Source organism: Janibacter sp. Soil728, from assembly GCF_001428305.1.
GTDB lineage: Bacteria > Actinomycetota > Actinomycetes > Actinomycetales > Dermatophilaceae > Janibacter.
Genome location: NZ_LMRZ01000001.1, coordinates 747,655 through 770,856, shown reverse-complemented (window position 1 = coordinate 770,856; position 23,202 = coordinate 747,655). Strand labels below are relative to the sequence as shown.

Genomic DNA, 23,202 nt, shown 5'->3' with positions numbered 1-23,202 from the left:
TGTACAGATGGACACCGGCCGGGTGGAGGTGTGCGCGCGGACGATTCACCAGCGAGTTGGCATCCACCCGGGCCAGCCGTCAGGGCCCCAGCGTCAGGACGCCCCCGACGGAATGCCTCAGCGCATCGCCCCGATCACGGCCGAGGCGGTGGCCGCGTATCCCTCCGGCGTGGGGTGCACCCACTCGGGCACCTGCCGTCCGGGCGCCAGTGCCGGGACCAGCCACGCCTCGCTGTTGTCCGGGGTCATGTGCGGGTCGAGGCCGTGGGCCATCCCGCCCCAGGCCGGCTTGACGTCGACGAAGGTGTACCCGTGCGGCCCCGTGGCCTGCGCGTCCAGCGCCGCCATCCCCGCGGACTGCAGCTCGTCGCCACGAGCCTGCATCGCGTGCAGCGCAGCGCCGGCGTCGAAGGTCTGAGCGGCCTCGGGGATCGAGTAGCTGTCGGTGTTGATCAGGTTGGGGTAGCCGACCAGATAGATCTCGGCATTGCCGCGCGAGCGCTCGTGCACGGCCTGCAGCGCCTGCTGCGTCGCCTCGACCATCGCGGGCGCCTTGCTGTTGGCCTGCGCGATCGTGCCCTGGCACCCGGCGGCGTTGCGCAGCACCAGGCACATCGCCACGATGTTGGAGAAGCCGATGTCGTTGCCGCCGACGGTGAGGAAGACGGCGTCGGTGTCCTGGTCGACCGAGTCGATCTGCGGGGCGATGGTCAGCTGGCAGGAGACCGTGGCGGCCAGCGACTTGCCCGCGGTCGAGCTCGCCGTGATGGCCATGGCGTAGCTGAAGTCCGGCTGGGTCGTCGTGCCGCACAGCTCCTGCGACCGCGCTTGGACCAGCCACTTGTCCTGACGGACCCGCTCGTTGCCGGCGACCTCGTAGGTGGCGGTCGCCGTCGTCGCGGTGCCGATGGTCCTCGGGTTGAGGATGTCGGCGACGACGCCACCGCTGCACGCGGCGTTGATGTGCTGCGCCCCGTCGTGGGCGGCGACGCGCGCGCCGTAGGTCTGCGGGGAGCGCCAGCAGGTGGTCTCGGTGTACTCCCCCGAGCCGTTGCCCGCCGAGTACGAGTCACCGAGGGTGACGTACTGCAGGGGCGGCGCCGACGTGGCGGACGGGGCGGTCAGCCCGATCCCGGCCAGACCGACGGCCACAGACGTGATGGCGATGGACAGACGACGACGAGCTCGCATGATGTTCCTCCCCGGTGCCGCTCGACAGTGAGCGGGACGTGGACCGAGGCTAGTCCTCGGCCGGTGGTCGTGGTGCCTTGCGACGAAGGGGGCCCCCCTCGCCCTCTCCGCTGTGCGCCTTATCCCCCAAGCCCGCCGGCGCCGAAGAGGTTCGTCATGATCCGGATCATGCCGGGACCGATGATGACGACGAAGAGTGCTGGGAAGATGCAGAAGAGCAGCGGGAAGAGGATCTTGACCGTCACCTTCTGCGCCTTCTCCTCACCCTTCTGCCGTCGCGTCACGCGCATCGCCGAGGTCTGCTCGCGCAGCACTTTGGCGATCGGGATGCCGAGCCGGTCGGCCTGGACGATGGCGGAGACGAAGTTCTTCACCTCGGGCAGGGAGACCCGCTCGCCGAGGGCGGAGAAGGCGTCTGCGCGGGAGGTGCCGAGCTGCATCTCGGACAGGACCCGGGCGAACTCGTCCGCCATCGGCCCCTCGCCCTCACGGGCGACCCGCAGCAGGGCGGAGTCGAAGCCCTGCCCGGCCTCGACGCACACGGTGAGGATGTCGAGGGTGTCGGCGAGGCCCTTCGACGTCTTCTCCTGCCGGCGCAGCGCCGCGTTGTAGAGCAGCAGGTCAGGGACGAAGAGGCCCACCGCGCCCAGGACGACCGCGAGGAGCAGACCCGCCAGCGAGAGCCCCACGTAGAGGAACCCGAGGGCCACCCCCAGCAGGAGGGCAAGGCCCTTGACCCCCATGATCCGGTCGACGGTCCACAGGGCCGGGTTGCCGGCCCGGTCCAGGCTGCGGGTCAGCCGGTCCACGGTCCCCGAAGGGGAGAGCCGCACCGCGAGTCGTCGGCACGCGTCGATGAAGGGAGTGACGAACCGGTCCTTGGTCGGCAGCTCGTTGCGCCCGACGTACTGGCTGCCGACCGAGCCGTCGATGAGGGCCAGGCTCTTGGCGACGCCCGTCGGCTCGCGGCTGCCGATCCCGAGGGCGAGGACGAGTGCGATGACGAGCACCGCCAGCGCGATGAGTCCGACACCCAGGTACAGAGCAGTCATGTCACACCTCGATCCGTATGACGCGACGCATCCAGAAGACGCCGATGATCAGCATGACGATCGCGCCGACGGACATGAGGATCCCCAGGGTAGTCGTCCACAGCAGCGAGACGTAGTCGTAGTTGACGAGCAGCATGTAGAAGAAGAGGCAGATCGGCAGGGCGATGAGGATCTGCGCCGACAGCCGCCCCTCTGCCGAGAGGGCCGCGACCTGTCGCTCCAGGATCTCCCGATCACGCAGGGTCCGCGCGGTCGTCTCGATGGTCTCGGCGAGGTTGCCGCCGACGTCGCGCTGGATGCGGATGGCCATGATCGCCATGTGCATCGCGTCGCTGCCCATCCGCTCGGCCACCCGCTCGAGGGCATCGGCGATGTCGGTGCCGATCCGGGTCTCGGCGAGGGCCCGCGAAAACTCCTTGTCGACCGGGGCGGGCGAGTCCTGCGCGACCGCCGCGAGCGCCTGCGGCAGACCGAAGCCACTCTTGAGCGTCGTGGCGACGAGGATCAGCGACTGCGGGAGGACTCGCTCGAAGGCCTTGGCCCGTCGGCTCGCGAGGAAGCGCAGCACGAGCTGCGGCAGGGAGATACCGATGACGAGCCCGAGGACGGCACCGAGCAGCCACGGTCCGGGCACGAGAACGAGGCCGAGCATGACCCCGACGATCACGGCCAGGGCGCACAGGACGAACCACTCGCCAGCGCGCAGCGGCAGGTCGGCCCGGGCGATGAGCTGCATGGTGCGGGGGGTCGAGCGTCGCCCCTCCATCTGCCGCTCGCCGGCGTCGACGAGCCGTTGGCTGAAGGGAGTCGCTGACCGCCGGTTGTCGGCCCGGGTCACCACGCTCGGCAGAACGTAGCCCTCGATCCCGGCCACCCGCAGCTCGCGTCGGGTCTGCACCCGGGGGACGAAGAGCGCAGCCGACATGAGGAAGACCGCTGCGGCGACGGCCATGGCTCCCAGCCAGGGCCACGGCGAGGCGAGGAGCGAGGCAGCACCGATCGGCGTGACCGCGTCGGTCCCGCTCTGCCCGTCGACCACGGCGCCGGTGGCTTGGACGGCGCCCCCGCCACCTCCCAGGTCGACGGTCTGCTCCACGACGAAGGGGGTGCCCCCGGTGGTCCCCTCGAGGCGCAGCAGGTGCGACCCGGTGAGCTGCTGGGGCGTGGTGATCAGGAACTTCGCCTGGGAGCGCAGGGCACGGGCCGAGGTCTTGAAGGCCGCGCCGACCGCCTGGGCGTCGGCGGCGGCGATGACCGACCCACCTCCGGCCCTGGCGAAGCCTCGCAGGGCAGTGCTGGCGTCGGGGTCGTCGGTCTTGAACCGGACGACGTCGACCCGGATGCCCTGCGTGCGCAGCGCCTGTGTCGCGCGCTTGCGGTCGGCGGCCTTGGCCGTGCTGATCGTGTCGGCGCCGTCGCTGAGCAGCACCATGCTGCGGTCGCCCGAGGCACCGAGCACCTTGGCCGCTGCGGTGACACCGGCATAGAGGCTGGTGTCCCCCCGGGAGGCGAGACCGTCGACGACGCGCTGCGCCTTGGCCCGGTCCGTCGTGGGCGCCAGGTCGACGCCGGCGGTGTCGGCGAAGGTCGCCACCCCGACCCGCACGTCGTCGGGCGCCTCGGCGAGATAGGTGCGCGTGGCCTCGCGCACGGTCGTCATGCCCTCGGCGCCCATCGAGCCGCTGGTGTCGATGACGAGCATGGCGGTGCGCTTGATGCTCGTGGACGAGGAGACGCTGGCGGGCCGGTCCTCCCCGTCGACCGTGGCCTTGAGGCTGTCGTTGTCGACCTGCACGACCTGCTCGCTGCGGAAGGTGAGGACACCGGTGAGGTCCTGCCCGGCCGACGCGACGTCACTGATCGACACCTTGGTCGCGGCACCGGCCGGAGCCGCGCCGAGCAGGACAACGGCCAGACCCAGGCCGATCGTCGCCAGCAGTCGGCCCGCCCCCTTCACATCGACATCCTGGCGAAGAGGTGCATCGGCAGCTCGACCCCCAGGTCCGACAGGTCCTGGGTGAAGGCGGGTCGGATCCCGGTCGGGATCATCGTGCCGCGGTACCGGCCGCTCTCGTCCCTGCCAGCGGCGTAGTCGAAGGTGAAGAGGTCCTGCAGGGTGACGATCTCGCCCTCCATCCCGATGACCTCGGTGATGGCGACGATCCGGCGCGAGCCGTCCTTGAGCCGGCTCTGCTGGACGATGAGGTCGACGGCGCCGGCAACCTGCTCGCGGATGGCGCGCACGGGCAGCTCGATGCCGGCCATGAGCACCATGGTCTCGAGGCGAGAGAGGCTGTCTCGGGGCGAGTTGGCGTGGATGGTGGTCAGCGAGCCGTCGTGGCCGGTGTTCATCGCCTGGAGCATGTCGAGGGCGGCCCCGTCACGGACCTCACCGACGATGATCCGGTCCGGGCGCATACGGAGGGAGTTGCGCACGAGGTCGCGGATGGATATCTCACCGCGGGCCTCGATGTTGGGCGGGCGTGACTCCATGCGCAGCACGTGGCGCTGGTGCAGCTGCAGCTCGGCGGCGTCCTCGATCGTCACGATGCGCTCGTCCTCTGGGAGGAACCCGCTGATGACATTGAGCGTCGTCGTCTTGCCCGAGCCGGTGCCTCCCGAGATGACGATGTTGCGCCGACCCCGCACGCACGCCGAGAGGAAGTCACGCACCATCGGCGACATCGTGCCCATGGCGATGAGGTCGTCGTCGGTGAAGGGCTCGGCGGCGAACTTGCGGATCGTCAGCATCGACCCGTCGATAGCCACCGGCGGGAGCACTGCGTTGACACGTGAGCCGTCGGGCAGACGCGCGTCGACCATCGGGCTCGACTCGTCGACGCGCCGCCCCACGCGGGAGACGATCTTGTCGATGGTCCGACGTAGGTGGGCGTCGTCGACGAACTGTGCGGGGACGGAGTGGATCCGGCCACCGCGCTCGACATAGATGTCGTCGGGTCCGTTGACCATGATCTCGGTGACGTCCGGGTCGCGCAGATAGGGCTCGAGCGGGCCGTGGCCGAGGATGTCGTCGGAGACGTCCTGCGCGATCCGGGTCCGGTCCGACTGCGACAGCGGCGTGTCCTCCGCCTCGAGGACGGACTGCAGGGTGGCGCGCACCTGGGTGGCGAGCTCGTGCTCGGACATGTTGGGGTCGTAGAGGCGCGGCCCGAGCGTCGTGAGTAGTTCGTGGTGCACCCGGGCCTTGACCTCGGCGAAGGGGTCCTGTCGCCGCCGCTGCGGTCCGCCCGCTCGGCGGGTGCTGGCGGCCGGGGTCGCCTCGGTGGCCTGCCGTACCCGGTCCAGACGGTCGGCGAGATTGCTCATACCCGGCTCCTGCGTCGGCCCAGGCCACCGCGCCTGGGGGTCTCCTGGATGACCTCGCCGAACCGGGCCCGCACCTGACGGTCGGCGAGCTCGCGCAGCGCGATGGCCGCGGCGTCTTTGGGGTCGTGCATGACGAGCGGCACGCCGCGGTTGGTCGCGGCGGGGACGCTCAGGCTGTTGGGGATGCTGACGGCGATCGCCTGCTTGAGGGCGGTCTCGACCTCACCGGAGTCGAGGCCGACCTTCAACCCGGACCTGTTGAGCACGACGACCCGGTTGTCCGTCGAGCCGCCCAGGGTGTCGAGCGTGTTCATCGCGACCCGCAGGTTCTTCACCGCCGGGATGTCCAGGGTGGTGATGAGGACGGCCAGGTCGCTGACGTCGAGGGCGGTGAGCACGTGCTCGGTGAAGGCGGGCGGGGTGTCGACGACGACGTAGTCGTAGATGCCGCGTGCCGTGCGCAGCAGCTCGAGGACGACGTCGGCGGGGATCCGCTCGGCGTCGGCGGGGTCACTGGAGGGGGCGACGACATCGAGCCCGGTCTGCTCGTGGGTGACCACGACGGACTCGAGACCGGCCCGGTCGAGGTGACCGCGCATGGCCACGAGGTCCGTGACCGTGCCCTGCGGGATGAGCTGCAGGCTGATCGCGACGTCGCCAAACATCAGGTCGAGGTCGACGAGCAGGGTCTTGGCGCCGGTGGACGCGAGGTGCGCGGCCATGTTGGTGGAAACGGTCGTCTTGCCCACTCCCCCCTTCGCACTGAAGACGGTGATGACCTTGCCCCGGGACTCGCGGCCGGTCTCACCGACGAGCTGTGCGGCGAGCTGCTCGCTGCGGCGGACCGCGTCGGCGAGCGCGGTCTGGTCGTCGGCCTGGACGACCTCGCGGATGCCGCTGCGCAGTGCCAGTCCCATGACGGTGACGTCGAGGCGGTGCCGCAGGAGCAGCACGCCGACCTCGGGGCGGTCGACGCGCAACCGCTCGGCGAGCTGGCAGGCCGAGTCGACGGGGATGTCGGGGCCGATCACGACGAGGCGATGGCGTGAGCCCCCCTCGAGGACCCGCAGGACCTGGGGACCGTGGGCGTGCAGGTCGACCCGGTCACCGAGGGCGAAGCCGTAGCGCTCCTGCGCGTGGGGGTCGAGGTCCCACAGGATCGTCACTGCTGCACCGTCTTGAGCAGGCTGGCGGGGTCCTTGCCGAAGACATCGAGGTCGTTGGCACCGTCGTCCTCGGAGATCTTGACGTCAGGACCGCGCAGGCCGGCGTAGAGGGTGTACTCGGTGATGCCATGGGCGAGACGCGGCGCGTCCTTTGGCGTCACCGCGACGGTGACGAGGAAGCTCACGGCCGTGTTGTTGGCACCGTTGGCCGAGGACTTCTCCTCATCGGTTTGCGCCTTGACCGGCGCCGCCAGCGGCTGGGTGCCCATGGCGATGACCTGGACGTCGGGCAGCAGGGTGCTCGTGCCAGTGATGTCGAGCTCATTGAGCTGCTTGACCGTCTTGTCCTCACCGACGAGCTTGATCTTATGCGTCGCATAGATGGCGATGTGCGAGCCGGGGGTGACGAACTCGCCGACCCGCGCCGGGTCGGACAGCTCGACGGACATCGCGATCTTGCCAGCGGGGACCTCGATCGCCTTCTCCCCGATGGGGGTGGTGCCAAATCGGGCCTCCATGAGGAACTCGCCCGGCTGCACGTCGCTGAGCGCGAGGAGCGCGTTGTTGTCCGGGCCCACCCAATCGATCGCACCTGCCGGGCGGGCACCCTCGGCCACCTTGGTCCGGGAGATCAGCTCGGTGCGCTGCGCGTCCTTGAGCGTCGTGCCCGCCGGGACCAGCTTGTCCGCGACGTAGACGTAGACCGGTTGGGCTCCGGCCAGGGCACGGGAGTCCGCGCCCTTGACGTAGACGAGGATCAGGCCGGCGCCCGCGATCGCCAGGGCGACTGCGGCGACGATGGCGATGACGCGACGCTTCATGCGTGACTCATTTCTTGATCAGCCCGCAGGCTTGACGACGTAGGTACCAAAGTCGGTCCCGCTGCCCGGTGGCGCGATATCTGGAGAACCGGAAAGCTGCCCGGTCAGGAACCAACCAGTGATGCACTTGCCGCCGCTTCCGCAGGTCAGCCCGCCGGGCATCACGCTGGACTCAGTGGCGCCGGGCAAGGTGTATCCACTGACGTAGAACTTCGCCCAACCCTCGATGTGGTACCAGGTGTTGTTACCGCTCGACTGCTTCTGAGTGGGATCACACGCTGCTGGGTCGGTCGGCACGGAGGCCGGCTCATCCTTCGAATCGACGATGCAGTCGAAGACGGGGATCTCGATGACGGTCTTCCACAGGGTGGGCAGGACGTCCTTGCACGGCTGCGGCACGTTGTTGCCTGTATCTGTGTGCGCCCATCCGTTGTCCGTGACCTCTGCTTGGCAGTCGTCGCTTTTCTCATCCAGCCAACCGAAGCCTCCAGCAGTGTCCTTGCCATTCCACGTGCAGTCCTCGGTCTCATTGCCTGGATCGTGCAACTGGATGGCGACTTCTCTACCCGTGGGCCACGCAGGCTGATCTGCACCGCCATAACCAGGCAGGGCTCCCGAGGGCCCGTCTTCGACGTAGTTGGTTCCGTTTGATGTCTGCGACCACCATTCGCAGGAGGAAAAGGTAAGTGGGACCGTCGCGGAATAGTTTGCAGGCTGCCCCCAGGCCGCCCGTGCACAAGCACTCGTGCCCGCATCACCGGAGGCACCGCCTGCGAGCACCCGCGAGAAGGGGAGGAAGAGCTTGTCCCCGCCCCCGGCGACCTCGGTCGCAGCGTAGGTCTCCACATAAGGGATCGCCGGCTGGTTGGTGAGCCACTCGGGCAGTGGAGGGCACTCTCCCAGATCGTCGATGGCACCGGTGGACGGACACTTCGACAGGCTGCCGGTGCCAGCGACGCCGGGACGAGCACAGGCCCCGTCGGGTACACCGGGCCGCGCGTCATACTGGCTCAGGCCGTCGCGGGAGTTGGCACCGAGCAGGTCATCGACCTCGTCGGGGTCGCACGCAGGCTGCCCCAGGCTCTTGTCACCCGCGCACTCAGCGGCTAGGGCCATCGACGTTGCATCGGCGCCGTTTTGGACCTGGCGGCGCTCGTAGGTGAGGTTGCCGAGGTCGACACTCACGGCGAGCATGCCCATGATGACGCCGCCGGAGAGCAGGATCGCGACGATCGTCGCGGTGGCGCCGCGCTCGCGGTCAGCGCCAGGGGCCAGTCGGTCGAGCAAACAGGTCAACCACCGCATCTCATCACCGCCGTAGCTTTGGCCTCGGGCAGCGCACCGGCGGCGCCGAACATGCTCATGGCCGGTTCAAGAAGGATCCAGTCGAAGTCGGCAGTAGCCCTGACCTCGGCATCGGTGCCAGGACACAACTGAGGAGTGGTCACGGCCAGGCCTGCGACCACGGGTGCGGCCGTCTGGGTCCGCAAGATGATATTGGCGGGTGTCTCACCGATGACCGCAGCACGCGCGCCCTCACGGACGGCATTGGTCAACTGGATCTCGGTCAGGAAAAACCGGCCGAAGTCGACGATGCCGGCGATGACGAGCAACAACAGCGGCAGAACGATGGCCATCTCGACTGCGGCAGCGCCGCGTTCGCGCCAAGTTGCTCCGGGGCGTCTCGTGCTTCGCATGCTCACCCCTCGCGCCGGGTCGACAGTAGGTATCAGGGATGGACCATCCGCCTGGTCCGGGCTACTGCAGGAGGGAATCCGTGACGGGGGCGGACAGGGGGATCGACGCCCCCGCCACGGAGATTGTGGGTTCGGTCACACGGGGAGGGCGTCGCGAACAGTAGTGAAGGCGGTCGACAACTTGGTCCCGATGGTCGCCACAATGCCGATGATGACAGCAGCAATCAGAGCCACCATGATTCCGTACTCAACCGCGGTGGCGCCCTTCTCCCTCATCTCTGAGATCGCTTGGATCCGGTGACGCAGGACGTTGATGTAAAGCTCGAGCATGAGATGTCTCCTTTGACATTTCGGGTACCGCAGTGGTCCGCCGAGTGGCGGTAGTGCACAGGGTTGGCCCAAGGGCCAGGACCGTCGGCGACGGTGTGCGGGTTCAGGAGTAGCAACCTGAGGTGCGCCGTGATGGCTGAGATGGCCTCCGTGAGGAGGCACAAGGACGTGATGCTCGGCAGTCGATCGATCGGTGGCGTGACTGCCTACAAACCCCCCGGGCCGCCGTCTCGCGAAGTGTGGTCTCGCGGGGCTCGTTCCCAGTGAGATGACCGTAAGCCTTTGGTAAGCATTTGACCAGAGGTTGGTTAGTAAAATTTTCAGCGACCTCTCAGGTAGCCGGATACAGTGCCCGCATGCCCGCCCCCTTCGCCGCCCTGCTGGCCGCCCTCGTCGGCCTCGCGGTTGGCGTCACACTGCACCTGCGACTGTGCCGCCGGGAGTACCGACTACCCGACGAGGGCACGCTCCCCCGACTGACGACCTGGTGGACCATCCCGACCACCGCGATCGCGAGCGGCCTTGTGTGGTGGGCGATCTCGCCCGACCGTCCGTTCGTCGTGCCTGCCGTCTACGTCCTCGCGACGTGCGTCTTGGTCGCCCTCATGGCGATCGACATCGACGTCCACCGACTGCCTGATCGCATCCAGCTGCCGGCCTACCCGACGCTCGTCGTGCTGCTCGCGGTGTGCAGCCTCGCCAGCGGTGAGTGGACCCCCTTCGCCCGGTCGTTGATCGCCGGGGTGACCCTCTTTGCCCTGTACCTCGTGCTGGCGCTCCTCCCCGGGGGCGGCATCGGGTTCGGTGACGTCAAGCTTGCCGGCCTGCTCGGCATGCTCCTCGGGTGGCTCTCGTGGACGCACGTGATGCAGGGGACGCTCGCGACCTTCCTCCTCGGCGGAGTCATCGCTGCGGCCCTGATGGCGTTGCGACGCAAGGGCGCTCGCGACGAGTTCGCCTACGGACCGCCGATGATCATCGGTGCCGTCGGCGCGATCGTCGTCCCCGCCGCGCTGCAGCTGCTCTGACCCGAGGTCAGGCCAGGCGCACCAGGGCGGTCGAGTCCTCGAGGGGCATCTGCCCCTCGGTGAGGATCGCAGTGACCTGCTGTCGGTTGAAGGTCGTCAGGCCGCCTCGCGTCGTGAGGAAGGCGGTGTCCGCCGCATCGCGACCCGTCGCGATGCGGACCATCGCCTCGCGCGGAGCCATGCTCGTCGCGTCGACGATGTGCCACGCACCCTCGACCCAGACCTCGGCCACCGCGTGGAAGTCCATCGGCTGCAGACCCGGGGCATAGACCGAGACCAGCCTCGCGGGTGTGCCGAGCGCGCGCAGCAGGGCCACGACGACGTGCGCGAAGTCGCGGCAGACGCCGGACGCCTGCAGGATCGAGTCGACGGCACCGTCGGTCCCGCGGCTCGCCCCCGAGATGTAGGACATGTGGGTGTTGACCCAGAGCGCCACCGCCTTGACCCGCTCGAAGCCGGTCTGGTCGGGGAAGAGCTGGGCCGCCATCGGCGCGAGCCGATCGGACTCGGCGTAGCGGCTCGGGCGGGTGAAGACCCACCGGTCGAAGTCGATCTCGGGGCCGACCTGGTCGCCCGTGGGGCGGGTGATGTCGACGAGCGCGGAGTAGGTGACCTCGAGCCAGCCGTCGCCGACGCCCTCGACGAGGTGCAGTCGGGTGCCGTGGTTGCCGGCGAGCTCACGAGCCTCGACCTGCTTGCCGCCGGCATGGATGAGGATCTCCTCCTCGAGGATGTCGTGCGCGTTGGACACGGCGAAGGAGAGCAGCGCCTCTCGGACGCCGCGGGTGCCGTAGGCGAACTTGGTCCCCACCCGGGCCTGGAGCGGGGTGGAAGCGGCGTCGACGATCGCGAGGTCGGTCATGTCCCCATGGGACCGCGCCGGAGGGCACTGCGTCAAAGCGGTGGGGTGCGTCCCTTCGAGACGGCCGCGGGCGGCCTCCTCAGGGAACGTGGGCCGGGACGGGGGCTGAGACCGCGAGCAGGGCAGACAGGGCGCCGAGGGCCTCGGGGTTGATCCAGTAGAAGACATAGGTCCCGCGCCGCTCACAGCTGACCAGGCCGGCCTCGCGCAGCTGCTTGAGGTGGTGGGAGATCGTGCCTGAGGACAGGTCGAAGGCGGGGGTGATGTCGCAGACGCACACCTCGGGCTGGGCGGCGATGAGGCTGGCCATGCGCAGTCGGACCGGATCGCCGAGCGCCTTGAAGACCGGCGCCAGACGGGCCGCGTCCTCCTGCGTGACCGGCGACGTCGCCAGGCCGCAGCAGGTCACGGCCTGCTCCTGCGGGACTGACTCGAGGATGCTCATTGCGCTATCTTGACACATGTCAAAGCAGGGGGACATGCTTGCCCCGAGATTGATTCGATCACCATCAAACCAGGAGTCACCCCGTGGCCCAGCAGGACACCCACGCCGCCGTGCGCGATCGCTACGCGACCGCCGCCCGCGCTGCCCTCGACCCCGACACGGCCTCCGCGTGCTGCGGTGACACCGCGACCGACCCGATCACCATCGGGCTCTACGAGGGGACGGACTCCCCTTCGGACTCCGCGCTGGCCGCCTCGCTCGGCTGCGGCAACCCGACCGCCCTGGCCGACCTCTCCCCCGGCGAGGACGTGCTCGACCTCGGCTCCGGCGGCGGGCTCGACGTCCTGCTCTCCGCGCGACGGGTCGCGCCCGGCGGCACCGCCTACGGGCTCGACATGACCGACGAGATGCTCGAGCTGGCCCGCCGCAACCAGGCCGAGGCCGGCATCGACAACGCCAGCTTCCTGCGCGGCATGATCGAGGAGATCCCGATGGAGGACGCGTCCGTCGACGTCGTCATCTCCAACTGCGTCATCAACCTCTCCCCCGACAAGGACGCCGTGATCCGCGAGGCACACCGGGTGCTGCGCCCGAGCGGCCGCTTCGCCGTCTCCGATGTCGTGCTGCTGCGCGAGATCCCCGACGCACTGCGCGGGATCGTCGGCCTGTGGACCGGCTGCGTCTCCGGATCGCTGCTCGACACGGACTACGTCACCAAGCTCACCGCTGCCGGCTTCGCCGACGCGAGCGTCGAGGTGACCCGGCGCTTCGAGCGGACCGACCTGGAGGACATGTCCGGACTCATCGGCGACGAGCTACCGCAGGGATGGACCCTCGAGGGCGTGCTCGACGCGCTCGACGGGTCCTTCGCCAGCGCCTTCGTCCGCGCACGGAAGGCCGCCTGATGACCACCGCCACCCAGCCCCAGGCACCGGCCCGGCTGTCCACCCTCGACCGCTGGCTGCCCGTCTGGATCGGCCTGGCCATGGTCGCCGGGCTGCTCCTCGGCCGGCTCATCCCCGGGCTCGGCACCGCCCTGAGCGCCATCGAGATCGACGGCATCTCGCTGCCCATCGCCATCGGTCTGCTCGTGATGATGTACCCGGTGCTCGCCAAGGTCCGCTACGACCGGCTCGACACCGTCACGAGCGACCGACGCCTGCTCGGCTCCTCGCTCGTCCTCAACTGGATCGTCGGCCCGGCCCTGATGTTTGCCCTGGCCTGGCTGCTCCTGCCCGACCTGCCCGAGTACCGCACCGGCCTGATCATCGTCGGGCTCGCCCGCTGCATCGCCATGGTGATCATCTGGAACGACCTGGCCTGCGGTGACCGCGACGCCGCGGCCGTGCTCGTGGCGATCAACTCGCTCTTCCAGGTCGTCGCCTTCGCCGCGCTCGGCTGGTTCTACCTCACGGTGCTGCCCGGCTGGCTCGGCCTGGCCCAGGCAGACCTCGACGTCTCCGCGTGGCAGATCGCCAAGTCCGTGCTGATCTTCCTCGGGGTCCCGCTGCTCGCCGGGTACCTCACCCGTCGGGGCGGCGAGCGCCGATGGGGCCGTGAGCGCTACGAGGAGTCCTTCCTGCCCAAGATCGGCCCGTGGGCCCTCTACGGGCTGCTCTTCACCATCGTGCTGCTCTTCGCCCTGCAGGGTGAGGCGATCACCTCCAAGCCCGGCGACGTCGCCCGGATCGCACTGCCGCTGCTCGCCTACTTCGCGATCATGTGGGGCATCGGCTACGCCACCGGCCGGCTGCTCGGCATGTCCTACGAGCGCACGACGACCCTCGCCTTCACCGCCTCGGGCAACAACTTCGAGCTGGCGATCGCGGTGGCGATCGCGACCTTCGGCGCCACGAGCGGCCAGGCCCTCGCCGGCGTCGTGGGACCACTCATCGAGGTCCCCGTCCTCGTCGGCCTGGTCTACGTCAGCCTCGCGCTGCGCCGACGGTTCACACCCCCTTCGTCCGCAGTCGAGGCCACACACCAAGGAGCCAACCGATGAGCCGTCCGTCCGTCCTCTATGTCTGCGTGCACAACGCCGGCCGATCTCAGATGGCCGCCGCATACACCCGTGTGCTGTCCGAGGGCGCCGTCGAGGTGCGCTCGGCCGGCTCCGCGCCGGCCGACTCGATCAACCCGGCGGTCCACGCCGCGATGCTCGAGGACGGGATCGACCTGTCCGCCGAGTCGCCCAAGGTGCTGACCACCGAGGCCGTGCAGGCCAGCGACGTCGTCATCACGATGGGGTGCGGCGACGCCTGCCCGATCTTCCCCGGCAAGCGCTACGAGGACTGGCAGCTCGAGGACCCCGCCGGCCAGGGGGTCGAAGCCGTGCGGCCGATCCGGGACGAGATCAAGCGTCGCGTCGGTGAGCTGCTCGCCTCGCTCGGCTGACTCCACTGACGAAGGGGGCGGCGCAGGTCTAACTCTGCCGCAACGTTAGAGTGGCTGGGTTCCAGACCACCACCGACAGGGCCGCCGAGCCGCGGCCGAGGAGTGCAGATGAGTGATGCCCTGATCACCGAGGCGTCGAGGCGCCGGACCTTCGCGGTGATCAGCCACCCAGATGCTGGCAAGTCCACGCTCACGGAGGCCCTCGCGCTGCACGCCCACGCGATCGCCCAGGCCGGCTCCGTGCACGGCAAGGGGTCGCGTCGCGGCGTGGTCTCCGACTGGAACGAGATGGAGCAGGCGCGCGGGATCTCGATCACGTCTGCGGCGCTGCAGTTCCGCGTCCAGGACGTCGTGATCAACCTGCTCGACACCCCCGGCCACGCAGACTTCTCCGAGGACACCTATCGCGTCCTGTCGGCCGTCGACTGCGCCGTCATGCTCCTCGACGCGGCCAAGGGGCTGGAGCCGCAGACGCTCAAGCTCTTCGAGGCCTGCCGTGCACGGGCGACCCCGGTGATCACGGTGATCAACAAGTGGGACCGGCCCGGTCATGAGCCGTTGGCGCTCCTTGACGAGATCAGTGACCGTCTCGGCATCCAGCCCACGCCGCTGAACTGGCCCGTGGGGATCGCCGGGGACTTCCGCGGGGTGACCAACGCGGAGACCGGTGGGATGACGGAGTTCACGCGTACGCCCGGCGGAGCCACGATCGCGGTCAGGGAAGCGCTCACGGCCGCAGAGGCCGCCGAACGTCACGGCGTCGACTGGGAGCGGGCCAGCGAGGAGTTCGAGCTGCTCGCCGCATCCGGCCAGACCCATGACCAGGACGAGTTCCTCGCCGCCCGGACCACGCCCGTCCTCTTCGCCGCGGCGGTCGCGAACTTCGGGGTCGCGGAGCTCCTCGAGACCGTGATCGAGCTCGCGCCGCCACCGAGCGCCTGGACCGACACCAAGAAGCAGCCGCGGCCGGTCGAGGCGCCCTTCTCCGGGTTCATCTTCAAGGTCCAGACCGGGATGGACCCCTCCCACCGGGACCGCATGGCCTTCATGCGCGTGTGCTCCGGACGCTTCGAGCGGGGCGCTGTCCTCACGCAGGCTCGCAGCGGTCGTCCCTTCCAGACGAAGTACGCCCAGTCGGTCTTCGGCAGGGAGCGCGAGACCATCGACGAGGCCTACCCCGGCGATGTCGTCGGCCTGACCAATGCCCAGGCGCTCCAGGTGGGCGACACCCTCTACGACTCCCGCCCGGTCACCTACCCCGGCCTGCCGCGCTTCGCCCCGGAGCACTTCGCCGTCTTCAGGCCCCGCGACACGGGTCGGGCCAAGCAGTTCCGGCGCGGGATCGAGCTGCTCGACCAGGAGGGCGTCGTCCAGGTGCTCGTCTCCGACCGACGCGGAGTCCAGGCTCCGGTCCTGGCCGCGGTCGGGCCGATGCAGTTCGAGGTCGCGGCCCACCGTCTCGAGCACGAGTTCGGCGCGCCTGCCAGCCAGGACCTCCTGGCCTACAGCGTCGCGAGCCGCGTCACTCCCGAGGCAGCGCCGATCGTCGATCGCGAGCGCGGAGCAGAGGTGCTCGAGCGGACCGACGGCGTCGTGGTCGCGCTGTTTGCCGACACCTGGCGGATGCACGCCATCGCCGGGCGGCTGCCCGGCGGCAGCCTGCCGCCCATCTTCGCCGTCGACGACGACGAGGTGGGGGCGTGAACCAGCCCCCCGTCCAGATCGGCGAGGTGGTCGCCCGCACCGGACTCTCGCACCGCACGCTGCGGTACTACGAGGAGATGGGCCTGCTCACCCCTTCGTCACGGACCGATGGCGGCTTTCGCCTCTACGACGACGCTGACATCGAGCGCCTGCTGCTGATCAAGCCGATGAAGCCGCTCGGCTTCTCGATCGAGGAGATGCGGCTGCTCGTGGACGCTCTCGATGTCCTCGGTGACCCTGCAGCAAACGCGGCCGACGCGTCGTCAGCCCGAGCGAAGGTCGACGCGATCCGCGACGACGCGCTCACCAAGGTGACCGAGATGAAGGACGCCACCGCACGAGCCGAGTCGTTCACCCAGCGGCTGGCGCAGATCTCACGCTGAAAAACCTGCCGTTGCGTAAGAGTAATGTCATGAGTAGTCAACACCCCACCGAGCACGCACACCCACACCAAGGAGATCAATGAGCCACCCGCACCCCGAGCTGGGCTCCCCACCCGCACTGGCCAAGGACGCCCTACGAGTCATCCCCTTGGGAGGTCTCGGCGAGGTCGGTCGCAACATGATGGTCCTGGAGCACCGCGGCAAGATCCTGGTGATCGACTGCGGCGTCCTCTTCCCCGAGGAGCACCAGCCTGGCGTCGACGTCATCCTGCCGGACTTCAGCTACCTGAAGGACCGCATGAACGACATCGTGGGCATCGTCCTGACCCACGGGCACGAGGACCACATCGGCGGCGTCCCCTACCTGCTGAAGCAGCGCAACAACATCCCGCTGATCGGGTCGCGACTCACCCTGGCGCTGATCACCGCGAAGCTCAAGGAGCACCGGATCAAGCCCACGACAATCGAGGTCGTCGAGGGGGACCACCGCGACCTGGGCCCCTTCGGGTGCGAGTTCATCGCGGTCAACCACTCCATCCCCGACGGGCTGGCCGTCGCCGTGCGCACCACGGCAGGCCTGCTGCTGCACACCGGCGACTTCAAGATGGACCAGTTCCCGCTCGACAAGCGGCTGACCGACCTGCCCGCCTTTGCTCGGCTGGGCGCCGAGGGCGTCGACCTCTTCTGCACCGACTCCACCAACGCGGAGGTCCCCGGCTTCACGACCGCCGAGAAGGACCTGGCGCCGGCCATCGAGACCGTCTTCCGCACGGCCCCGGGTCGAGTCGTCGTCTCCAGCTTCGCCAGTCACGTCCACCGCATCCAGCAGGTGCTGGACTCGGCACACCGGCACAAGCGCAAGGTCGCCTTCGTCGGCCGATCGATGGTGCGCAACATGGACATCGCCCGACAGCTCGGCTATCTCGACGTCCCCCGCGGGCTCGTCGTCGACGCCAAGGAGCTGTCCAAGATGCCCGACAACAAGGTCACCCTGGTGTGCACCGGCTCCCAGGGTGAGCCCATGGCCGCGCTGTCCCGCATGGCCAGCGGTGACCACCAGATCCGTATCGCCGAGAACGACACGGTGCTGTTGGCCTCCTCGCTCATCCCCGGCAACGAGACCTCGATCTCGCGCGTCATCAACGGCCTGACCCGGCGGGGCGCCAATGTCGTCCACAAGGGCAACGCCAAGGTGCACGTCTCCGGCCACGCCAGCGCGGGCGAGCTCGTCTACTGCTACAACCTCGTCAAGCCGCGCAATGTCATGCCGGTCCACGGCGAATGGCGTCACCTGCGGGCCAATGCCGACCTGGCGATCGCCACCGGCCTCGACCCCGAGCACGTCCCGGTCGTCGACGACGGCGTCGTGGTCGACCTGCAGGACGGGGAGGTGCACGTCGTCGGCAAGGTCCGCGCCGGGTACGTCTACGTCTCCGCTGGCAATGTCGGCGGCGTGACCGAGGAGAGCCTGCGCGACCGGGTCACCTTGAGCCAGGAAGGCATCGTCACGGTGCTCGCGCTGATCGACATCGACACGGGCAAGCTGGTCGAGCCGCCGGAGTTCCTCACCCGAGGCCTGGGCGCCGACGACTCCCTCTTCGACGACTCGATCCCGTCCATCGAGAAGGCACTCGCGGCCGCAGCATCAGACGGGGTGGGTGACCCGATCGACCTCGAGAAGCGGATCGGGCGTGCCGTCACCCAGTGGGCCGGCCGCAAGCACCGCCGCAACCCCCTGGTCATCCCGGTGGTCGTCGAGGCGTGATCGACTGCGCCTGCTGGGGCTGGCCCCAGCAGGCGCAGCTCAGGCTTGCGCGAGCGCCAGCACCTCGGCGCTCGGCAGCGCGGCCAGCTCGGTCGCGTCCACGAGCAGCTTGGACCCGCGGACCCCGGAGCCGATGACGACCTCACCGGCCGCCAGGACGGCGTCGTCGATGAGGACCGGCCAGTCCGCGGGCAGGCCGACCGGGGTGATGCCGCCGTACTCCATGCCGGTGATCTCGACGGCCTCGTCCATCGGCGCGAAGGAGATCTTGCGCGCGTCGATGTGACGGCGCACGACGCCGTTGATGTCGGCCCGGTCGCTCGCGAGGACCAGGACGGCAGCGTGCTTGGTCTCCCCTCCCCTTCGCCCGGCGACGACGACGCAGTTGGCGGAGAACTCCGCCGGCGACCCGTAGGCCTCGCAGAAGGCGGCGGTGTCCGCCAGCTCCGGGTCGATCTCGGCGACGCGGGCGGAGGGCAGCGCCGCGATCGCTGCGGCCACGGGGACGGCGAGCAGATCGGGCCGCTGCGCCGCGGGGGTCCAGGTCAGGGTGCCGGCTGCGGAGGTCATGGTCCCGACGATACGGGCGACCCTTCGAGACGGTCGCGGGGCGACCTCCTCAGGGAGCGGTGGGCGCCCTCGCGGGGCGACCTCCTCAGGGAGCGGTGGTTGGGCGGTAGCGTCGGAGCATGAGCTCAGCCGCTGATCGTGCCGGGACGCCCGCGCTGCCCGAGGACCTCATCGACGTCAGTCACGTCGTCACCGCCTACTACGCGGTCCAGCCCGACCCGGACGATGTCGACCAGCAGGTCGCCTTCGGCACGAGCGGGCACCGTGGGCGGTCGGTGGACGGGTCCTTCAACGAGGCGCACATCCTCGCCACCACCCAGGCGATCGTCGATTTCCGTCGAGCCGCAGGTATCGACGGGCCGCTCTTCCTCGGACGCGACACCCACGCCCTGTCCGAACCCGCGTGGACGAGTGCGTTGGAGGTGCTGGTCGCGGGCGGCGTGACCGTCCTCGTCGACTCCCGCGACGGCTACACGCCGACCCCTGCGATCTCGCACGCGATCCTCACGGCCAACCGTGGCAAGGACCTCAGCGCGAAGGGGGTGGGCCTGGCCGACGGCATCGTCGTCACCCCGTCGCACAACCCGCCGAGCGACGGCGGCTTCAAGTACAACCCGCCCCACGGTGGCCCCGCCGACACCGACGCGACCACCGCGATCGCCGACGCTGCGAACGCCCACCTGCGGGACGGACTGCGGCAGGTGCGGCGGACCCCCTTCGCCCGGGCGCGGGCTGCCGCGACCGACCACGACTACCTCGCCGCCTACGTCACGGATCTGCCCGATGTCGTTGACCTGCAACGGATCAAGGACGCAGGCGTGCGGATCGGAGCCGACCCGATGGGCGGCGCCGCCGTGCACTACTGGGGCGAGATCGGCGAGCGCCACGGCCTCGACCTGACCGTCGTCAACCCGCTCGTCGACCCCACGTGGCGCTTCATGACGCTCGACAAGGACGGCAAGATCCGGATGGACTGCAGCTCGCCCGCAGCCATGGCGAGCCTCATCGAGCAGCGCGACCGGTACGACATCGCGACCGGCAACGACGCCGACTCCGACCGGCACGGGATCGTCACCCCGGACGGCGGACTGATGAACCCCAACCACTACCTCGCCGTCGCGCTGCAGTACCTCTACGGCGGCGCGCGGCCCGGGTGGTCGAGCGAGCGGATCGGCAAGACGCTCGTGTCGAGCTCGATGATCGACCGCGTCGCCGCCGACCTCGGCAAGGAGCTGTGGGAGGTGCCGGTCGGGTTCAAGTGGTTCGTCCCCGGGCTGCTCGACGGGTCGGTCGGCTTCGGCGGGGAGGAGTCGGCGGGCGCGTCCTTCCTGCGGCACGACGGGTCCGTGTGGACCACCGACAAGGACGGCATCATCCTGGCGCTGCTCGCCTCCGAGATCCTCGCGACGACCGGCCGCTCCCCCAGCGAGCACTACGCAGACCTCGTGACCCGGCACGGCGAGCCCGCCTATGCCCGCGTGGACGCACCGGCCACCCGCGATCAGAAGGCTGCGCTCAAGGCACTCACCCCCGACGCCGTCACCGCGGACGAGCTTGCGGGAGAACCGATCACGGCCAAGCTCACCCAAGCCCCCGGCAACGGCGCGGCCATCGGCGGGCTCAAGGTCGTCACCGAGTCGGCCTGGTTTGCCGCCCGCCCCTCAGGGACCGAGGACGTCTACAAGATCTACGCCGAGTCCTTCCGCGGGCCCGAGCACCTCGCGCAGGTGCAGGCGGACGCCAAGGGAGTCGTCGACGCCGCCCTGGGCGGGTGACCGGCGCAAGGGTGGCGGCGTTGTGCGGGCTTGGCTGACGGTATTGCGTGGGCCAGGCCCGCACATCGACGCCAGGCACGGTCCTGACCATGGAGCGAGCGCGTCCAGCCCCCGGGTCGGCCCGGTGGGACCCCCGGCGTGAGGACTACCGTGGGCGGGTGACCGCCCCCCTCCTCACCGCCTCCGCCGTCGACGCGGCCGCCACGGTCCTCGCCGACGTCCTGCCCCCGACGCCGCTCCACCGCAGCGAGCGCCTGTCCGCCGCGACCGGCGCCGAGGTCTGGCTCAAGCGCGAGGACCTGCAGCCGGTGCGCTCCTACAAGCTGCGGGGCGCCTTCAACTTCATCTCCAACCTGAGCGACGAGGAGCGGGCGAAGGGAGTCGTCGCCGCCTCTGCCGGCAACCACGCGCAGGGCGTCGCCTTCGCCGGTCAGCGCCTCGGCGTGCGGTCGCGGATCTACCTGCCGCGCAACACTCCTCGCCAGAAGCGTGACCGCGTGGCCGTCCTCGGTGGCGAGCTGGTCGAGGTCATCGTCACCGGCGAGGTCTACGACGACGCGGCCAAGGCCGCCGCCGAGGACGCCGCGCGGACCGGCGCCGTCGTCGTCCCCGCCTTCGACGCCCTCGACACCATGGCCGGGCAGGGCACCGTCGCCATCGAGATCGTCAACCAGCTGGGCAAGATCCCCGACCTCGTCACCGTCCCCGTCGGTGGTGGCGGGCTCCTCGGCGGGATGGCCACCTGGATGGCCGCCCACACCTCCTCGACCCGCCTCGTCGGCGTCGAGCCCGAGGGCGCCGCCTCGATGGCCGCCGCCCTCGCCGCAGGGGCCCCCGTGGACCTGGACGAGGTCTCCCCCTTCGTCGATGGTGCCGCGGTCCGGCGGGCCGGCACCCTCACCCACGCGGCCGTCGCTGCCACGGGCACCCACCTGACCTCCGTGTCCGAGGGCGCGCTGTGCGTCGAGATGCTCGCGATGTACCAGACCGATGGGATCATCGCCGAGCCCGCGGGGGCCCTGGCGACCACGGTGCTGGCCGACCTGCGGATCGAGCCCGGATCGACCGTCGTCGCCGTCGTCTCCGGAGGCAACAACGACGTCTCCCGCTACGCCGAGATCGTCGAGAAGGCGCTGATCCACGAGGGTCGCAAGCACTACTTCACCGTCGACTTCCCCCAGGAGCCGGGCGCCCTGCGCCGATTCCTCGACGAGGTCCTCGGCCCGGACGACGACATCACCTTCTTCGACTACATCAAGCGCAACAACCGCGACACCGGCACCGCCATCGTGGGTCTCGAGCTCGGCGACCCCGACGAGCTGGTCCCGCTCCTGGCGCGCATGGACGCCTCCCCGCTGGGCATCGAGCGGATCCCGACGGACAGCCCGCTCTTCCGCCTGATCGGCTGAGCCTCGTCGCCGGGGCCTATCCATCCCGGCGCGGCAGGAACATACTCGGAAGATGTCCTCCGACAGCAGATTCGCGGGCTCGATACCCGAGCTGTACGACACCGTCCTGGTGCCGATGATGTTCCTCGACTATGCCGAGGACGTGGCCTCCGCCGTCGCTGCGGCCACGCCTCACGACGTACTCGAGATCGCGGCCGGGACGGGAGCCGTGACCCGCGCCCTGCACCGACTCCTGCCCACGGGCCAGATCACCGCCACCGACCTCAACCCGCCCATGCTGGATCGCGCCGCAGAGGTCCTGCCCCCGTCCGACCGGGTGCGGTGGATGCTCGCCGATGCACAGGATCTCCCCTGCGAGGACGCCGACTTCGATGCGGTCATGTGCCAGTTCGGCGTCATGTTCTTCCCGGACCGTCCGCGCGCTTACGCCGAAGCGCACCGTGTCCTGCGCCCCGGTGGGCGATTCGTCCTCGCCAGCTGGGGACGGATCGAGGACAACGAGGCGAGTCTGGCCGTGGATGAGGCCCTCGCCGTGCTCTTCCCCGACGACCCACCCCAGTTCCTGCGGCGGACTCCCTTCGGGTACACCGATCTGGACCTCATCCGGGAGGAGCTGGAGGGCGCGGGCTTCGCCTCGGTCGATGCCCGGTGGGTGGAGCATCGCAGCAGGCCGACGTCCGCTCAGGACATCGCCGTCGCGCACTGCCAGGGAACGCCCATCGCCAATGTCCTGGCGGAACGTCAGGTGGACCCGGCGCACGCCACGTCCGAGGTGGCACGAGTGCTCGAGGAGAGGTTCGGTCCCGAGCCCTTCACCGGTCGCCTGTCGGCCAGCATCGTCGTCGCCACGCACGCCTGACCAGCTACGCCGGAAATACCCCCCGGGGGGTATGGTGTTGAGCCTGTTGACGACCACCACCAGGAGGCACCCATGGCCGGCTACAGCGGCAGCAAGGACGACTACCTCAAGCGCCTCAAGCGCGTCGAGGGCCAGATCCGCGGCATCTCGCGGATGGTCGAGGAGGACACCTACTGCATCGACATCCTCACCCAGGTCTCCGCGGCGACCAAGGCCCTGCAGGCCGTGAGCCTCGGCCTGCTCGAGGACCACGTCGGCCACTGCGTCGTCGACGCGGCCCGTGAGTCCGACGAGGCCGCCTCGGCCAAGGTCGCCGAGGCCAGCGCCGCCATCGCGCGGCTCGTCCGATCCTGACCCCTCCCGGGGGCTCGACGCGCCCCCTTCGCCTCCACAGACCCCTGCGAGTCCGCGAGATGATGGCCCC

The 23,202-nt window shown here is 69.7% G+C and carries 23 protein-coding genes; 11 read left to right on the top strand and 12 right to left on the bottom strand.

The genetic code is table 11. The features are described from left to right. Positions 1 to 117: 117 nt before the first annotated feature. From ASG73_RS03725 to ASG73_RS03685, 9 genes are all read right to left on the bottom strand, one after another. Entirely contained in the window at positions 118 to 1,191 is a 1,074-nt protein-coding gene (locus ASG73_RS03725) for an SGNH/GDSL hydrolase family protein (RefSeq protein ID WP_082566962.1), read from the bottom strand. 119 nt (positions 1,192 to 1,310) lie between these two features. Then, positions 1,311 to 2,243, bottom strand: coding sequence for a type II secretion system F family protein (locus tag ASG73_RS03720; protein ID WP_055990883.1), 933 nt, complete (start codon positions 2,241 to 2,243; stop codon positions 1,311 to 1,313). 1 nt (position 2,244) lies between these two features. Then, positions 2,245 to 4,200 (bottom strand): type II secretion system F family protein, encoded by a 1,956-nt coding sequence (locus ASG73_RS03715; protein ID WP_055990880.1) that lies wholly within the window; start codon positions 4,198 to 4,200, stop codon positions 2,245 to 2,247. Further along, positions 4,197 to 5,570: a CpaF family protein gene (locus tag ASG73_RS03710; RefSeq protein WP_055990877.1), complete on the bottom strand. Its 1,374-nt coding sequence runs from the start codon at positions 5,568 to 5,570 to the stop codon at positions 4,197 to 4,199. Before ASG73_RS03710 ends, ASG73_RS03715 begins: the two co-directional genes overlap by 4 nt. Then, on the bottom strand, positions 5,567 to 6,736 hold the full coding sequence (locus ASG73_RS03705; RefSeq protein WP_055990875.1) for an AAA family ATPase: 1,170 nt from the start codon (positions 6,734 to 6,736) through the stop codon (positions 5,567 to 5,569). The genes ASG73_RS03710 and ASG73_RS03705 overlap by 4 nt, the downstream gene beginning before the upstream one ends. Beyond that, positions 6,733 to 7,557 carry a Flp pilus assembly protein CpaB gene (cpaB, locus tag ASG73_RS03700; protein ID WP_055990872.1) on the bottom strand — a complete coding sequence of 275 codons (825 nt, stop codon included), beginning with the start codon at positions 7,555 to 7,557 and terminating at the stop codon, positions 6,733 to 6,735. Before cpaB ends, ASG73_RS03705 begins: the two co-directional genes overlap by 4 nt. Before the next feature lie 18 nt (positions 7,558 to 7,575). Then, complete coding sequence (locus ASG73_RS03695) at positions 7,576 to 8,862, bottom strand: TadE/TadG family type IV pilus assembly protein (RefSeq protein WP_082566961.1); 1,287 nt, start codon at positions 8,860 to 8,862, stop codon at positions 7,576 to 7,578. After that, complete coding sequence (locus ASG73_RS03690; protein WP_082567001.1) at positions 8,850 to 9,254, bottom strand: TadE/TadG family type IV pilus assembly protein; 405 nt, start codon at positions 9,252 to 9,254, stop codon at positions 8,850 to 8,852. Before ASG73_RS03690 ends, ASG73_RS03695 begins: the two co-directional genes overlap by 13 nt. Before the next feature lie 135 nt (positions 9,255 to 9,389). Continuing rightward, entirely contained in the window at positions 9,390 to 9,584 is a 195-nt protein-coding gene (locus tag ASG73_RS03685; RefSeq protein WP_055990863.1) for a Flp family type IVb pilin, read from the bottom strand. A gap of 356 nt (positions 9,585 to 9,940) precedes the next feature. Here ASG73_RS03685 and ASG73_RS03680 point away from each other — a divergent pair, with 356 nt between their 5' ends. After that, a complete protein-coding gene (locus tag ASG73_RS03680; protein ID WP_055990860.1) occupies positions 9,941 to 10,612 on the top strand; it encodes a prepilin peptidase in 672 nt (223 codons plus the stop codon). A 7-nt stretch (positions 10,613 to 10,619) separates the two neighbouring features. On the opposite strand, the gene ASG73_RS03675 is transcribed toward ASG73_RS03680, so the two are convergent. Both ASG73_RS03675 and ASG73_RS03670 read right to left on the bottom strand, forming a co-directional pair. Next, on the bottom strand, positions 10,620 to 11,474 hold the full coding sequence (locus tag ASG73_RS03675) for a transglutaminase-like domain-containing protein (RefSeq protein WP_055990857.1): 855 nt from the start codon (positions 11,472 to 11,474) through the stop codon (positions 10,620 to 10,622). A gap of 79 nt (positions 11,475 to 11,553) precedes the next feature. Next, the gene (locus tag ASG73_RS03670; RefSeq protein WP_055990854.1) at positions 11,554 to 11,919 is read right to left on the bottom strand and encodes an ArsR/SmtB family transcription factor; all 366 of its coding nucleotides are present in this window, start codon (positions 11,917 to 11,919) and stop codon (positions 11,554 to 11,556) included. An 83-nt stretch (positions 11,920 to 12,002) separates the two neighbouring features. Between ASG73_RS03670 and arsM the strand changes: the two genes are divergently transcribed. The 6 genes from arsM to ASG73_RS03640 all read left to right on the top strand — a co-directional run bounded on the left by arsM (position 12,003) and on the right by ASG73_RS03640 (position 18,165). Continuing rightward, positions 12,003 to 12,824, top strand: coding sequence for an arsenite methyltransferase (gene arsM / locus ASG73_RS03665; RefSeq protein ID WP_055990850.1), 822 nt, complete (start codon positions 12,003 to 12,005; stop codon positions 12,822 to 12,824). Further along, on the top strand, positions 12,824 to 13,921 hold the full coding sequence (gene arsB / locus ASG73_RS03660; protein ID WP_055990847.1) for an ACR3 family arsenite efflux transporter: 1,098 nt from the start codon (positions 12,824 to 12,826) through the stop codon (positions 13,919 to 13,921). Before arsM ends, arsB begins: the two co-directional genes overlap by 1 nt. Continuing rightward, on the top strand, positions 13,918 to 14,313 hold the full coding sequence (locus tag ASG73_RS03655) for an arsenate reductase ArsC (RefSeq protein WP_055990843.1): 396 nt from the start codon (positions 13,918 to 13,920) through the stop codon (positions 14,311 to 14,313). Before arsB ends, ASG73_RS03655 begins: the two co-directional genes overlap by 4 nt. 108 nt (positions 14,314 to 14,421) lie before the next feature. After that, positions 14,422 to 16,017: a peptide chain release factor 3 gene (locus ASG73_RS03650; protein ID WP_055990840.1), complete on the top strand. Its 1,596-nt coding sequence runs from the start codon at positions 14,422 to 14,424 to the stop codon at positions 16,015 to 16,017. After that, entirely contained in the window at positions 16,014 to 16,400 is a 387-nt protein-coding gene (locus ASG73_RS03645) for a MerR family transcriptional regulator (protein ID WP_055990837.1), read from the top strand. Before ASG73_RS03650 ends, ASG73_RS03645 begins: the two co-directional genes overlap by 4 nt. 79 nt (positions 16,401 to 16,479) lie before the next feature. Then, positions 16,480 to 18,165 carry a ribonuclease J gene (locus ASG73_RS03640; RefSeq protein ID WP_055990834.1) on the top strand — a complete coding sequence of 562 codons (1,686 nt, stop codon included), beginning with the start codon at positions 16,480 to 16,482 and terminating at the stop codon, positions 18,163 to 18,165. Between the two features lie 39 nt (positions 18,166 to 18,204). Here ASG73_RS03640 and ASG73_RS03635 read toward each other — a convergent pair whose 3' ends face one another. Continuing rightward, the gene (locus ASG73_RS03635; RefSeq protein WP_055990832.1) at positions 18,205 to 18,735 is read right to left on the bottom strand and encodes a YbaK/EbsC family protein; all 531 of its coding nucleotides are present in this window, start codon (positions 18,733 to 18,735) and stop codon (positions 18,205 to 18,207) included. A gap of 119 nt (positions 18,736 to 18,854) precedes the next feature. Here ASG73_RS03635 and pgm point away from each other — a divergent pair, with 119 nt between their 5' ends. The 4 genes from pgm to ASG73_RS03615 all read left to right on the top strand — a co-directional run bounded on the left by pgm (position 18,855) and on the right by ASG73_RS03615 (position 23,132). Beyond that, entirely contained in the window at positions 18,855 to 20,510 is a 1,656-nt protein-coding gene (gene pgm, locus ASG73_RS03630) for a phosphoglucomutase (alpha-D-glucose-1,6-bisphosphate-dependent) (protein WP_055990829.1), read from the top strand. 158 nt (positions 20,511 to 20,668) lie between these two features. Then, positions 20,669 to 21,919, top strand: coding sequence for a threonine ammonia-lyase IlvA (gene ilvA / locus ASG73_RS03625; protein ID WP_055990826.1), 1,251 nt, complete (start codon positions 20,669 to 20,671; stop codon positions 21,917 to 21,919). Between the two features lie 52 nt (positions 21,920 to 21,971). After that, entirely contained in the window at positions 21,972 to 22,778 is an 807-nt protein-coding gene (locus ASG73_RS03620; protein WP_055990823.1) for a class I SAM-dependent methyltransferase, read from the top strand. Positions 22,779 to 22,850: 72 nt separating this feature from the next. Then, positions 22,851 to 23,132 (top strand): metal-sensitive transcriptional regulator, encoded by a 282-nt coding sequence (locus ASG73_RS03615; RefSeq protein WP_055990820.1) that lies wholly within the window; start codon positions 22,851 to 22,853, stop codon positions 23,130 to 23,132. Positions 23,133 to 23,202 lie beyond the last annotated feature (70 nt).

Excerpts from the sequence above, each read along its gene's own strand:
- ASG73_RS03725 (WP_082566962.1), bottom strand. The coding sequence starts at position 1,191 with ATGCGAGCTCGTCGTCGTCTGTCCATCGCCATCACGTCTGTGGCCGTC.
- ASG73_RS03720 (WP_055990883.1), bottom strand. The coding sequence starts at position 2,243 with ATGACTGCTCTGTACCTGGGTGTCGGACTCATCGCGCTGGCGGTGCTC.
- ASG73_RS03710 (WP_055990877.1), bottom strand. The coding sequence starts at position 5,570 with ATGAGCAATCTCGCCGACCGTCTGGACCGGGTACGGCAGGCCACCGAG.
- cpaB (WP_055990872.1), bottom strand. The coding sequence starts at position 7,557 with ATGAAGCGTCGCGTCATCGCCATCGTCGCCGCAGTCGCCCTGGCGATC.
- ASG73_RS03695 (WP_082566961.1), bottom strand. The coding sequence starts at position 8,862 with ATGCGGTGGTTGACCTGTTTGCTCGACCGACTGGCCCCTGGCGCTGAC.
- ASG73_RS03690 (WP_082567001.1), bottom strand. The coding sequence starts at position 9,254 with ATGCGAAGCACGAGACGCCCCGGAGCAACTTGGCGCGAACGCGGCGCT.
- ASG73_RS03685 (WP_055990863.1), bottom strand. The coding sequence starts at position 9,584 with ATGCTCGAGCTTTACATCAACGTCCTGCGTCACCGGATCCAAGCGATC.
- ASG73_RS03680 (WP_055990860.1), top strand. The coding sequence starts at position 9,941 with ATGCCCGCCCCCTTCGCCGCCCTGCTGGCCGCCCTCGTCGGCCTCGCG.
- ASG73_RS03675 (WP_055990857.1), bottom strand. The coding sequence starts at position 11,474 with ATGACCGACCTCGCGATCGTCGACGCCGCTTCCACCCCGCTCCAGGCC.
- ASG73_RS03670 (WP_055990854.1), bottom strand. The coding sequence starts at position 11,919 with ATGAGCATCCTCGAGTCAGTCCCGCAGGAGCAGGCCGTGACCTGCTGC.
- arsB (WP_055990847.1), top strand. The coding sequence starts at position 12,824 with ATGACCACCGCCACCCAGCCCCAGGCACCGGCCCGGCTGTCCACCCTC.
- ASG73_RS03655 (WP_055990843.1), top strand. The coding sequence starts at position 13,918 with ATGAGCCGTCCGTCCGTCCTCTATGTCTGCGTGCACAACGCCGGCCGA.
- ASG73_RS03650 (WP_055990840.1), top strand. The coding sequence starts at position 14,422 with ATGAGTGATGCCCTGATCACCGAGGCGTCGAGGCGCCGGACCTTCGCG.
- ASG73_RS03640 (WP_055990834.1), top strand. The coding sequence starts at position 16,480 with ATGAGCCACCCGCACCCCGAGCTGGGCTCCCCACCCGCACTGGCCAAG.
- ASG73_RS03635 (WP_055990832.1), bottom strand. The coding sequence starts at position 18,735 with ATGACCTCCGCAGCCGGCACCCTGACCTGGACCCCCGCGGCGCAGCGG.
- pgm (WP_055990829.1), top strand. The coding sequence starts at position 18,855 with ATGAGCTCAGCCGCTGATCGTGCCGGGACGCCCGCGCTGCCCGAGGAC.
- ASG73_RS03620 (WP_055990823.1), top strand. The coding sequence starts at position 21,972 with ATGTCCTCCGACAGCAGATTCGCGGGCTCGATACCCGAGCTGTACGAC.
- ASG73_RS03615 (WP_055990820.1), top strand. The coding sequence starts at position 22,851 with ATGGCCGGCTACAGCGGCAGCAAGGACGACTACCTCAAGCGCCTCAAG.